The organism is Pedobacter ginsengisoli, from assembly GCF_002736205.1.
In the GTDB taxonomy this organism is placed as follows: Bacteria; Bacteroidota; Bacteroidia; order Sphingobacteriales; family Sphingobacteriaceae; genus Pedobacter; species Pedobacter ginsengisoli_A.
On the sequence record NZ_CP024091.1, the window covers coordinates 4,657,999 to 4,671,101 of the forward strand.

The 13,103-nt window shown below is 36.3% G+C and carries 11 protein-coding genes and 1 pseudogene; 8 read left to right on the top strand and 4 right to left on the bottom strand.

The window, feature by feature from the left end:
• Positions 1-38: 38 nt before the first annotated feature.
• The gene (locus CPT03_RS19505) at positions 39-1,142 is read left to right on the top strand and encodes a glycosyltransferase family 2 protein (RefSeq protein ID WP_099440395.1); all 1,104 of its coding nucleotides are present in this window, start codon (positions 39-41) and stop codon (positions 1,140-1,142) included.
• Here the strand turns inward: CPT03_RS19505 and CPT03_RS19510 are convergent.
• The 3 genes from CPT03_RS19510 to CPT03_RS19520 all read right to left on the bottom strand — a co-directional run bounded on the left by CPT03_RS19510 (position 1,129) and on the right by CPT03_RS19520 (position 3,479).
• Positions 1,129-1,923, bottom strand: a complete 795-nt coding sequence (locus CPT03_RS19510) for a glycosyltransferase family 2 protein (RefSeq protein WP_216641570.1) — start codon at positions 1,921-1,923, stop codon at positions 1,129-1,131. The genes CPT03_RS19505 and CPT03_RS19510 overlap by 14 nt on opposite strands.
• A gap of 2 nt (positions 1,924-1,925) precedes the next feature.
• Positions 1,926-2,735 carry a glycosyltransferase family 2 protein gene (locus CPT03_RS19515; RefSeq protein WP_099440396.1) on the bottom strand — a complete coding sequence of 270 codons (810 nt, stop codon included), beginning with the start codon at positions 2,733-2,735 and terminating at the stop codon, positions 1,926-1,928.
• Between the two features lie 84 nt (positions 2,736-2,819).
• Positions 2,820-3,479, bottom strand: coding sequence for a glycosyltransferase family 32 protein (locus CPT03_RS19520; protein ID WP_099440397.1), 660 nt, complete (start codon positions 3,477-3,479; stop codon positions 2,820-2,822).
• A gap of 194 nt (positions 3,480-3,673) precedes the next feature.
• Here CPT03_RS19520 and CPT03_RS19525 point away from each other — a divergent pair.
• The 6 genes and pseudogenes from CPT03_RS19525 (at position 3,674) to recG (ending at position 9,818) form a co-directional block, all read left to right on the top strand.
• A pseudogene (locus CPT03_RS19525) lies at positions 3,674-4,443 on the top strand (ArgK/MeaB family GTPase).
• 376 nt (positions 4,444-4,819) lie between these two features.
• Entirely contained in the window at positions 4,820-6,148 is a 1,329-nt protein-coding gene (locus tag CPT03_RS19530) for an OmpA family protein (RefSeq protein ID WP_099441195.1), read from the top strand.
• Positions 6,149-6,332: 184 nt separating this feature from the next.
• The gene (locus tag CPT03_RS23305; RefSeq protein ID WP_317044347.1) at positions 6,333-6,416 is read left to right on the top strand and encodes a hypothetical protein; all 84 of its coding nucleotides are present in this window, start codon (positions 6,333-6,335) and stop codon (positions 6,414-6,416) included.
• Positions 6,413-6,793: a RidA family protein gene (locus tag CPT03_RS19535; RefSeq protein WP_099440398.1), complete on the top strand. Its 381-nt coding sequence runs from the start codon at positions 6,413-6,415 to the stop codon at positions 6,791-6,793. The genes CPT03_RS23305 and CPT03_RS19535 overlap by 4 nt, the downstream gene beginning before the upstream one ends.
• Positions 6,794-6,796: 3 nt before the next feature.
• The gene (locus tag CPT03_RS19540) at positions 6,797-7,708 is read left to right on the top strand and encodes an EamA family transporter (RefSeq protein WP_099440399.1); all 912 of its coding nucleotides are present in this window, start codon (positions 6,797-6,799) and stop codon (positions 7,706-7,708) included.
• Between the two features lie 4 nt (positions 7,709-7,712).
• Positions 7,713-9,818, top strand: a complete 2,106-nt coding sequence (gene recG, locus CPT03_RS19545) for an ATP-dependent DNA helicase RecG (RefSeq protein WP_099440400.1) — start codon at positions 7,713-7,715, stop codon at positions 9,816-9,818.
• Here the strand turns inward: recG and CPT03_RS19550 are convergent, their stop codons facing one another.
• The gene (locus tag CPT03_RS19550; protein ID WP_099440401.1) at positions 9,819-11,048 is read right to left on the bottom strand and encodes a serine hydrolase domain-containing protein; all 1,230 of its coding nucleotides are present in this window, start codon (positions 11,046-11,048) and stop codon (positions 9,819-9,821) included.
• Between the two features lie 655 nt (positions 11,049-11,703).
• Between CPT03_RS19550 and fumC the strand changes: the two genes are divergently transcribed.
• Positions 11,704-13,101, top strand: a complete 1,398-nt coding sequence (fumC, locus tag CPT03_RS19560) for a class II fumarate hydratase (RefSeq protein ID WP_099440403.1) — start codon at positions 11,704-11,706, stop codon at positions 13,099-13,101.
• Positions 13,102-13,103 lie beyond the last annotated feature (2 nt).

Genomic DNA, 13,103 nt, shown 5'->3' on the forward strand with positions numbered 1-13,103 from the left:
AATATTCATTTATATAAAAGGGTGTATATTTGTATTTCATGTACCAAAATAGTTCCATTGATATAGTTATACCTTCTTTCAGGTTAGATGAGAGTATCCTTTTAAACATTTTTAATGTTGAAAGGCCAGACGGATTTTTAGTGAATTTTTATATTGTGGCTGATAATCCCTCAGCAGAAATACCCTATGGAATTTTAAAATTAGCTGAGGAGCATAAAATTAACCTAATTAGGAATGAGGTTAATTTGGGTTTTTCCAAAACTAGGAATAATGGTATTCGGTTAGGCAATAGTAAATGGGTTTTACTATTAGATGATGATATTGTGCCTTCAGAAAAACTATTGATCGCATATGCGGATGCAATTAAAAGCAACCTGGATTCTATTGGTTTTGCAGGGGTGACCAACTTTCCTTTGCCATTTAATGCAGCTACACGGGCTATGGATATTAATGGTACAACAGGACACTTTAATGCGGCATTAGATAACAAACCTTTGGCCTGGGTACCAACCGCTAATGTTATGTTAAACAGAGAAAAAATGGATACAACTTTGTTTAACGAGAAGTTGGATAAAGGGGGGGAGGATATAGAGTTTTTACTTAGAAATAGCTTAATTTATAAAGAAAAATATACTCCTGTACCCGGTGCAGTAGTAGAACACCCATGGTGGGATAATGGCGCTATCCAAACAGAGCGGGGTTTTAGATATGGGCGTGGCGCAGCAGATATTGCAGTTCTTGATACAATAAAACCTTATACTTATCATGATTTTCTAAATACATCAGAATCTCTTCTGCTTTTGATGGTTTGTTCTGCTATGACAGTAGCTTTCTATTCAGCTCGAACCTTGTTTTTGCTGATGTTTTTAATCCTTTTCTCAGAGATATTAACCAACCTTATTAAAACCTTTTATAAATCAAAAGGATTCTCTCTTTCTGTAGCTTTAAATCTGTTTTGGATCAAGAACTGTTATGAAGCCGGGTATCTCTTCGAAAGTTTATCAAGAGGCAGACTGTCAGGTTTTGGAGAGCGGATTGAAATGGGATTTGCTAAAGAAAACCCAGGTTGGTTTAGGTTAAATAAATGGAAGATAATCAAAATGGTTCTTCTAATAATTATGTTTACTGCTACTCTTTTATAATTCCATTCTTACAGCGAATAGTCTTTTTTCTGACAGCATTGAGATATTTTTTGAAATTAATATCTTCGTTATGTCTGGAGTTTATTTTATGAAAAAGATGGAAACAAACTGCCTTTAATTTTAATTGCCTCTGTCTGATCCCAAGGTTTGTAAGCCTTGCAGCCAGTTCAATATCTTCGTGACCCCAACCTTCAAGATCATTGTTGTAACCATTGACTGCAATGAAATCGTGTTTCCAAAATGAAAAATTACAGCCTCTAAGATTGTTTGATCTGAAGTGATTGCCTTTAAACAGGCCAGAGAAAATTGGCAAATAGCTGGCATTTATTTTACTGCCTACTCCTTTGGTTAAAGAACTAATTTGGATGTTTTTGCTGCTTATTATGGTGTTTGTTAAATCGGCTGATAGCATTGACCTGCTTCCTTTAATGTAATAACCATGTTGAGCCTCTTCAATATGGTCGGCAATAAAGCTTGGATGCAAAATAATATCACCATCTATTTGTATGATGTAATTTCCACTTGCCGAAGAAATGGCATTATTCATAATAATGGTTTTTCTAAAACCAAGATCTTCCTGCCATAAATGTTTTACAGGTACTTTTACTTTATGTTTGAATTCATCTATAGTAACTTTTGTCCTTTCGTCTGAGCCATCATCAGCAATAATTATTTCATCGGGCAATACCCTTAAGTTTAAAATGCTTTTGAAAACAAGCTCCAGTGCCTTGGGCCAATTGTACGTAGATATAACAAGAGTTACAGAAATTTTGTTATTCATGTCTATAAGTATTGATTTATACCATATTCACAATAAACTTTTTTGAGTGCTATAGTCTCTTTAAATAGCCTCTGGTTTTCTGCCAGGGAGGCTCTGGAATTTTCTTTATGGTATATATGAAATGCGACTGCTCCCAATTTGAGGAAACGTTTTTTTACTCCGATATTAAGGAGTCTGGCAATAAATTCTTTGTCTTCAGGGCCCCATCCGGTAAAACTTTCATTATACCCATTTACTTTTATAGCATCAGAACGCCAAAATGCCATGTTGCATCCGTGAATTTCGTATAGCTCGTCGCCCTTGATTTTGTATTTTTTTTCGAACAGTGGCCATAAAAAAGGGATACGTATAACGCTGAAAAAATTATCTACGTTCTTGTTGAAGATATTAATTTTAGAAACCTGCTTGCTTACTAATTTGGCCGAAAGTTTTTTGCTCAAGTATCCTCGACTGGCTCTTACGAATGTTCCGGGAATAGCGAAGTTTATATGATCTTCAATGAATTTTCTGTGAATAATAATGTCGCCATCTATTTCAATAATATAGTCACTCTTGGCGCCTGCAATAGCTTTATTTAAGATCAGGGTTTTTCTAAAACCAAGATCTTCCTGCCAAAAATGGAGTATGGGTATATTGAATAGTTTTTTATATTTTTCAATTATTATCTTGGTTTCTTCTGTAGATCCGTCATCGGCAATTAGTATTTCATCTGGCATTTTTGACTGCAATAAAACGCTAGAAAGCGACAAATCTAGAGCTTCCGGCCAATTGTACGTAGATATTAATAAAGCAACCGTAATTTGTTTTTGCATTGGGTAGTTCGGGATAAAGGCTCAAATTTACAATTTATGTGCCCCAATTTATAATTCACTAGAATTTGCTCCTTTGATTTAAATTTATTCCGGTTTTAGTACAGTTGAAGTTAGCTGAAGTTTTTTCCAGTGATTGGATTTCTTTTCGTACAGGAAAAATTTTGCCAACTTGTATTTGTCTCTTAGATATGGGGCATATTCTATCCCGAATGTTCTATAAGGGATATCTGGGTTTTTTGATAAACAATCATTTATTGCAGCTGTGTATACAGTGGGTCCAGTCATTTTATGTACATCATGCGGGAATTCGTTTTTCCTGATATTTTCAAGTACAAGCTCCATGGTTTTTTGAAGGAATGGGTGGCCTGCTTCATAAAACAAAGCCCATTGTACATAACAGATTGGGTTTTTCTCAGGAGATAGTACTGCTACATCATCAGGTTTTATGAATTGGTTAAAGTTCTGTTTAACGTTACAATCAATGTCCAGATAAACACCTCCCTTTTTTAATAAAACGGCATATCTAAAAAAGTCTGCTTTGGCAGCACCAATGTTTAGTTTTTTGTATAGCCTTAACGTTTCATCATCAAATTCCTCGGTAATGAATTTCTCAATCCTTTCATCATCATAAAATTCATATTGATAGTCTGGGTTTCTTTTTAGGAATCTGAAAATGTGCCAACGTGTAATTAAAGGCAGCTTTTTTGATTTAAAAGTTTGGTGTATGATTTTTGGTATTGACATTTTAGAATAAAAAAGATGTAATGAAAAACACGTTAAATAATGAATAAATTGTATTTCTTTGTGCCAAAGATAGTTTATTAATGGATACCAATTATCCCCTTATAGAAGGAATTGAGCAAGGAAGTTTTTTAGCTTTGGCAAGAGCCTTAACGTTGGTTGAAAATGATATTGCTCCTTCTGCTGATATTTTGCGTATGCTTAATGTTAGATCGGCAGTTCCAATAATTGGAATTACGGGGCCTCCTGGTGCGGGCAAAAGTACGCTGGTTAATGCAATAACAGAGCATCTTGCTGCTCAGGGTAAAAAAATAGCCATTCTGGCAGTCGATCCTACTTCTCCTTTTAATTTTGGTTCATTGTTGGGCGACCGCATTAGAATGTCTCAACAATTTAACAATCCGAATGTATATATCAGATCTGTGGCAACAAGGGGCGCTTTGGGGGGATCTCAGCAAAAACAATAGAAATGATTGATGTGATGAGGAGTGCTGACTTTGATGTGATCTTTGTGGAAACGGTTGGAGTAGGGCAATCGGAAATTGAAATTGCGGGTCTTGCTGATAAAACAGTTGTTGTTTTAGTGCCTGAATCAGGAGATGAAATCCAGAGTATAAAGTCGGGGATAATGGAAATCGCGCAGTGTTTTGTTGTAAATAAAGCAGATAGAGAAGGCGCTGATGTATTTGCAAATACTTTAAAAAAGCTTGTACGGCATCAACAGATACCTGTTTTTAAAACTGTTGCAGATAAGAATGAAGGAGTGGAAGAGCTTTGTGAATGGCTAATGATTCCAGGTAAATCTGATGGAAAACGGAGAGCCTTGTTATTGGCAGAGAAGGCATTTAAGCTTATAGAACACTATCGTATGAAAAATGTTGATAAAGTTAAACTTCATTCAGAAATGGTAGAAGCACTGAAAAGGTCAGATTTTAACATTTATAAGTTTGTGGATCAATGGATTTAGATGGCTTTGTCTTAAAAACAGGACTTTTATGTATACAGGAATAGGACAATATTTAAAAAATGTTAATTGTTTTTAACATCATCTAACTTTTATTTTACATAGCAGATTCAGAATTGTTAATTGTAAACATGATTCTAAGGGCTGTAGGCGCTGTTTTTGTACTTTTAATGCTGTATGGAATTCAGGATTCATTTTTATTGACATTTTTTTAATACAAAACATAAATACTATTCTTGTTATGTTTGCATAATTGTCGGTATTTAATAAATTTGGAACAGAGTTTGTACAAGTGTTTTGAGAAATTAAAAATTTGTTTAATTTTGCTACACAAAAAAAACATACAATTAAAATTTGTTTAACCTTAAAAAAGAAAATTATGAATTATTCTACTTTAAAAAAGAGTCTAGCAGTTTCTTTTGTTGCGTTAATGGGAGTTACCTCTCTTGCTAACGCTCAGGATGCTACTGGATCTTCTTCTTCAGCCAAGGTATTTGGTGGGAGAGGTCAGTACAGATCTTGGTCATTCGGGATCAACGGTGGTGTTTTGTCACCATTTGTTGCTATCGGTGGTACCAATGATTTCAACAAGATGGACGTAAACTTAGGTTACGGTATCTCATTAAGAAAGCAATTAGGTCATGCATTTGGTTTAGAAGGTAACATTTTCCGTGGAAAAGTATCTGGATCAAGACAAAATGCTACAATTTCTCCAAAAGAATTTGAAACTGAAATAGGTTATGCTGCTGACATCAGAGGTGTTGTTAACGTTGCAACTGTTGATTTCTTACGTCGTGAGAACTCAGTTAACTTCTTCGTTACTGCTGGTTACGGTTTAATCGCTTATGCTCCTAAAGTTGACGGTGTTGACTGGAAAGATAAAGCTATAGGTGATGTTAATGACAGACACGATGCTAAAACTTATGTAAAAGAAGCTTATATCCCAGTTGGTGCTGGTGTTAAATTCAAAGTTTCTGAGCGTGTATCATTTAACTTAGGTTATACTATGCACTTCATTGATGGAGATAACTTTGATGCAACTTACGCAAACGGAGCTTCTAACAAAGATAAATTCTCTTACGGATATGCTGGTTTAGAATTCTCTCTAGGTTCTAAATCTAAACCGAACTTGGATTGGGTTAACCCACTTGCTTTAATGTATGATGAATTGAAAGATCCTTCATTACGTCAAGAAGTTGAAGCTTTAAAAGCTCGTGTTGCTAATGTTGAGCAAGCTGTTGAAGGTTTGAAAAAAGATTCTGATGGTGACGGTGTTTCTGATCAGTTTGACAAATGCCCAGGAACTCCTGCAGGTACTGCTGTTGACGGTTCAGGATGTCCTCTACCTAAAATGACTGAAACAGCTCCTGCTAGCAATGTAACTGGTTTTGAAACTATCCAATTTGAATTTAACTCATCAGTTTTAAAAACTGAAGCTTACCCTACTTTAGATAAATTATCTTCAGTATTGCGTGAAAACGGTGGTAAAGTAGCTGTTAACGGTTACGCTTCAAGCGAAGGTACTGCTGCATACAATTTGAAATTATCTAAAGACAGAGCTAATTCTGTTAAAACTTACTTAGTTAACTCTGGTGTTAACGCTAGTCAAGTTGTAACTAAAGGTTATGGCGAAGCTAATCCAATTGCTTCTAACGATACTGAAGAAGGTCGTATCCAAAACCGTCGTGTTGAAACAGCTAGAAACTAAGAATTTCTAACAACAATACTTAAAAGGGCTCCAAATACTGGAGCCCTTTTTTATTACAATAAATTTTGCAAGGCGGAGATGTTCTTCTAATTATATTTAGCACTATTTTATCTAAATTTGGAGTAAGATGTATTTCTTTAGAAAAAAAGACCCGAACAGGCCTACTAATATTAATATCAAAATAATGCATATCATTAATGCAACAGCTATTATTGTGTTTGTTGCAGGGATTTTATGGAAATTAATTGATTGGATTTTACTGAAATGAATAAAATAATAAACACAAAAAATGCACCGGCTCCAATTGGGCCGTATAGTCAGGCAGTAATAGCTAATGGCTTTTTATTTTTATCTGGACAGATTGCCATAAACCCTGAATCAGGAGAGGTGATACAATCGTCAGTTGCCGAAGAAACGCATCAGGTTATGCGAAACATTAAGGCTGTTCTGCTAGAGGCTTCATATGGATTTGAAGATGTTGTTAAAACGACAATCTTTTTGTCTGATATGGCTTTATTTGCCGAAGTAAATGAAATATACGGTTCATTCTTTCATAAGGATTTTCCTGCACGAGAAACAGTAGCAGTAAAAGGCCTGCCAAAAGGAGTGAATGTTGAGATATCTATGACTGCTTATAAAGCATAAGTTTTGCCGAAATCAAATCTAAGGTATTTTTTTGCCGGCATCTTATCCTTTGCGATATGGGGGTTCTTTTCTATTCCGTTAAGAAATCTTAAAGAATTCCCTTCTGAGGAGATCCTGTATTATCGAATTTTTACTTCCCTGATTTTTATTTGGATTGCTATTTTTCTTTTCAGACGCAAATACCTGAAAAGTGATATAGCTTATATATCTTCAGTAACTTCAAAAGAGAGGAGCATAATTATTCTGCAGATAGTTGCATCAACGTTCCTTTTAACATCAAACTGGTATACCTACATATATGCGGTAAATAATGTTAGCCTACAGTCTGCCGCGTTTGCCTATATGGTTTGCCCATTAATCACAGCATTTGGAGGATTCGTCCTTTTAAAGGAAGAGCTGTCAAGATTAAAACTCCTGTCTCTAGCTATAGCTTTGTTTAGTATCATCTTGCTGGCAACAGGGTCTTTTATTGAAGTGGCGTGGTCGGTTGTTATTGCAACCTTATATGCCTTTTATTTAATTATCCAGCGTAAGATGAAGAATCTGGATAAACTAAACGTTCTGGCAACTCAAATTGGACTTGCCGTCATTTTGATGATGCCTCTATACATTAGCACACATCAGCCTGTTCCATCTAGTATATGGTTTTGGGCTAATATTACTGTAGTTGCAGTACTATTTACTATTATTCCATTGTTCCTAAGTTTGTACGCCTTGATAGGGATTCCTTCATCTACCTTAGGGATAATTATCTATGTAAATCCCCTTATTGCATTTGCTGTCGCTATTTTCTATTTTAATGAGCACATAGACTCTCACAAACTATTGGCTTATTTGTTGTTATTAGTTTCGGTAATTGTATTTAATTGGGGTATAATAAAAGGTATATTTACACTTAATAGAAAAAATATTTAAAACCTTGTTTGTTTCTACCTTAGATACGACTATAGAATTTCTTAAAGGCGTTGGGCCTAAACGGGCTGAACTTTTTCAAAAAGAGTTAGGTATTTTTACTTATGCAGATCTCTTAAACTTTTATCCTTTTAGGTATATTGACAGAACCAGATTCTATAAGATTAACGAGTTAGATCCTGAACTTCCTTATGTACAGATACTCGGGAGGATTACAAGTAAAGAGCAGATAGGAGAGAAACATAAGAAACGTTTGGTAGCACGGCTTACGGATGATACCGGGTCGATAGAGCTGGTATGGTTTCAGAGTTTGAAATGGGTTGATGAAAATGTTGTCAAAGGTAAAGTTTACATAGTGTTTGGAAAGCCTACTGTATTTAACGGCTCATTTAGTATTTCGCATCCAGAGCTAGAAAATTATCCACGGCCAGCAACTATAACCGGCAACTTAATGCTACAGCCGGTATATCATTCTACAGAGAAGCTAAAGAAGTTTTTTCTTGATAGTAAGGGTATTCAAAAGTTACAAACCTCATTAATAGAGCAGCATCTTAAGGAAATTACGGAAACAGTTCCTCCGTATATCCTGGAAAAGTATCAAATGGTTGGGAGGAAAGAGGCCCTGTTAAATATTCATTTTCCTAAGGATGTTAAGGCTTTGAAGGCTGCGGAAAGGAGGTTGAAGTTTGAAGAATTGTTTTTTATTCAACTTCAATTACTTCATAACAAACAATTACGCGAAATGAGGTTTAAGGGGCATTTATTTGATGTAGTTGGCGAAAAAGTAAATACCTTTTATAAAGAAATTTTACCATTTGAATTAACGGGTGCACAAAAGAGAGTAATAAAGGAGATAAGGCTGGATACACAACGGGGAATTCAGATGAACCGATTGGTGCAGGGCGATGTAGGGAGCGGGAAAACGGCTGTTGCCCTTATGAGTATGCTGCTTGCAAATGATAATGGCTATCAAGCCTGTATGATGGCTCCTACTGAGATATTAGCCCGTCAACATTATCAATCTATTGTTGACTTGTTAAAAGATCGGCTAGTAAAAGTAGCTATTCTTACAGGGAGTAGTACAAAGAAACAAAGGACGCAACTTCATAAAGAACTTGAAGCAGGCGAGATAGATATTCTGGTTGGAACTCATGCCTTAATTGAAGATAAGGTTGTGTTTAAGAATTTGGGTCTGGTAGTAATTGATGAGCAACATCGGTTTGGTGTAGAGCAGAGAGCAAAGCTTTGGAGAAAAAACGTTGTTCCTCCTCACATATTAGTAATGACTGCTACACCGATCCCTCGTACTTTGGCCATGACCTTGTATGGAGACCTTGATGTGTCGGTTATTGATGAATTGCCTGTTGGAAGAAAACCAATTGAAACAAGGCATCTGTATGAAGGGCAGCGATTGAGGATGTTTGGGTTTATGAAGGAGGAGATTAAGAAGGGCAGGCAGGTGTATATTGTTTATCCTTTGATAAAGGAGAGCGAAAAATTAGACCTTTTACATCTCGAAGCAGGAATTGAGCAACTTAGTTATCAATTTCCTTTGCCGGATTATCAGATTAGCATAGTGCACGGAAAGATGACTAATGCAGATAAGCAATATGAAATGCAACGCTTCATTGATCACAAAACCCAGATTATGGTTGCAACCACAGTAATTGAGGTTGGAGTAAACGTTCCCAATGCTTCGGTAATGGTAATAGAAAATGCAGAGCGGTTTGGACTTTCACAGCTTCATCAATTGCGGGGCAGAGTGGGCAGAGGTGCAGAGCAATCATTTTGTATCCTGATGTCAGGAAATAAGTTAAGTGCAGATGGTAAACTTCGTTTAGAAACGATGGTAAAAACCAATAATGGGTTTGAGATTTCGGAAATAGATTTGCAGCTTAGGGGGCCTGGAGATATTTCGGGAACACAACAGAGTGGTGTACTAGAGCTTAAGCTTGCCGATCTTGCTAAAGATCAACTCATATTACAGGAGGCACGAAGTACTGTAATAGAAACCCTTTCTGAGGATCCTAATCTGGAGAATCCTCAAAATAGCCTGTTAAGAACTTACCTCGCTAAAAGAAGCAGGGGTATTGCGTTTGACAAAATATCGTAATTAATCTTCATCGCTTCCCGGCAATGACCCTGATCCTGAATAAGCGCCTTTGCGTATTATTGGAGTTTTAAGGTATTTGTAAAGCTCATCAAGATGTAACAAGCTGCCATTGGTAAGATTGCCAAGAAATATAATGACAATGTTTTTCTGAACGTCGCGCACATATATGTGTCTGAACCCATGCCACCATCCTGTATGATAAACCACTTTGCGGCCGTTATCTCCATCAAATATGCGCCATCCGTAACCATAATTAAAGTGACCATTAATTGCTTTGTTGCGGCCTTTGTATGCAGAGTCAAGACTTGAGTTTTTCAGTAATCGGCCATTTTTTAATGATTTGTCGAATAGGACAAGATCATGCAATGTGCTGTAAATTCCTTTATCGCCTACTGGTCCATCCAAAAAGTTTTGTGCAACAGAATATCTCCATGTGCGATCATGTCCAACAACATCAACCGGTATTTTTGGGTAAACCGTAGTTGAATAGACATGGGTATGTTTCATGCCGGCTGGCTTAAAGATGTTTTCCATCATATAATCAGCATACGGTTTGCCTGTAACTTTTTCTATAATTGCGGCAAGTACCATGTAGTTGGAATTGTTGTAATGAAAACGGTTGTCCGGTTTGGCATAAGGATTTGGTTTTTTCTCTGCGATAACTTGCATCACATCCTGATTGGATACTCCTTTTTTCATGTCGCGCTTTTCCTTACGCCATATATCATCAATGAAATAGACATAGTTCATCATTCCACTGCGGTGTGAAAGAAGCAGTTTGACTTTGATTCCATCGTAAGGGAAGTTAGGATAAAACTTTTTTACATCATCATCTAATGAGAGTTTGCCTTGCTCAACTAACTGCATAATAGCAGTACCTGTAAAAGTTTTAGTTACTGAGGCGAGTTCAAATTCAGAGTTTATCTTAAGACTATCGCGATGCAGATAATCTGCCCATCCGATTGCCTTTTCATAAAGGATTTTTCCATCCTTAGCAACCAGCATGTTTCCATTAAAACCATACTTTTTATGCAGATTCTGCACAAAATCAGCTATCCACTTATCACCCTTTGAAGGGTCGTAGGATAAAAGTACACTATCGGCCTTATCATCCTCAACAGTACGTTCCTTACTTGGCTCTTTTAAGCTTGTGCTTTTTCTGGAATTTGAACAGGCAATAAATAAAAAGGCGGCCATTGATGCCACTGCTAGAATATTACGATAACTCATGAATTGTGTGTACAGTTTAAACGCCCGAAAATTAAGGAATATTAATGCTTTTAACGCAAAAGAGTTTTAAACATTGCAGATTAAGAGCACATGTGGCTATGCTTTGCCCAAAAATTCATCTTTATAAAAATGAAAAGATTAAAGAAACCAACCGAATACATCATTATTAAAGCCAACAAAATCCAATATTTTTTGGAGCAGTTTTGGGAGGTTCAGCTCCTTCGGGCCTGGCGCCATTTTGGTTCGCTACATATTCGACTCTGGTCGAACGAAGTCCGAACAAGGCCGGTATTAGCATGCATCCAAAAACGACTATATTATAGGCTGAAAAATGTGTATTTCCCAAACCCGGCACCAAGCCAGATTCCATTCAATTTTTTTACTGATCTATTCTATAATTAAATATAAAAGAAATTTAAATGCACTTTTACGCTTTATGCGTAATAAGACACATTATGCGTTTTATATGTTTTTAAAATGATTTTTGAGTGTAAAGCAGGCCCAACCCCTTATTTTTTACTTCATCAAAAACGTTTTGGGCAGCTGTGAGATTTTATTTGTAATTTTTTTTGAAGTTGTATTAAACATCTGACACTAAAGGGCTCTTTAGAAATTTTAAAAACCCTAGATTTGCGAATATAAAACTTAGAATACTATGAATTTTAGAATCGAACACGATACGATGGGTGAAGTACAAGTACCTGCTGATAAATATTGGGGTGCTCAAACTGAACGTTCAAGAAATAACTTTAAGATTGGTCCGGAGGCTTCAATGCCAAAGGAAGTTATACATGCATTTGGTTATTTGAAAAAAGCAGCTGCTTTGGCTAATACTGAGCTTGGTGTTTTAACAAGTGAAAAAGCTGATTTAATTGCAAAAGCATGTGATGAAGTTGTTGCAGGTAGCTTGGATGATCAGTTCCCGTTGGTAATCTGGCAAACAGGTTCTGGTACTCAAAGTAATATGAATGCGAATGAGGTAATCGCAAATCGTGCTCATGTTTTAAATGGAGGTGCATTGGGTGATGATAAAAAAGTACTTCACCCTAATGATGATGTAAATAAATCTCAATCATCAAATGATACTTATCCAACAGCAATGCATATTGCAGCTTATAAACAAGCTGTTGAAATCACTTTGCCAGGATTAGAAATATTACGAAATACTTTACATAAAAAAGCAGTTGAATTTAATGATATTGTTAAAACAGGACGTACTCATTTTATGGATGCTACGCCATTAACATTAGGTCAGGAATTTTCTGGATATGTACAACAAATAGATAACAGTGTAAGAGCAATAAAAAATGCTCTGGTAATGATTGGTGAGTTGGCATTAGGCGGAACAGCTGTTGGAACAGGCTTAAATACTCCTAAAGGATATGACGTTCTGGTTGCTAAGAAAATTGCAGAATTAACAGGACTTCCTTTTGTAACTGCACCTAATAAATTTGAGGCTCTTGCCGCTCATGATGCAATGGTTGAGTTATCTGGTGCATATAAGCGCACTGCTGTTTCTTTAATGAAGATTGCTAATGATGTAAGAATGTTAAGTTCCGGGCCTCGTTGTGGAATTGGAGAGATCATTATTCCTGACAATGAACCGGGCTCATCTATTATGCCGGGTAAAGTTAATCCTACACAGCCAGAGGCTATGACTATGGTTTGCGCTCAGGTAATGGGTAATGATGTAACAGTAGGTATTGGAGGCAGCAATGGGCATTTTGAATTGAACGTGTTTAAACCTGTTATCGCTGCCAATGTTTTACAATCGGGAAGATTAATTGGTGATGCTTGCGTTTCATTCAATGATAAATGTGCTGAAGGAATTGTGCCAAATCTGCCAGAAATTAAGAAGCACTTACAAAATTCTTTAATGTTGGTTACCGCTTTGAATCCTCATGTGGGATATGAAAACGCAGCCAAAATTGCAAAGAAAGCACATAAGGAAAACAAAACCTTACGTGAAGCTTCTATAGAATTAGGATTACTTACCGGAGAACAATTTGATGAATGGGTTCGTCCGGAAGATATGGTAGGAAGCTTAAAATAAGT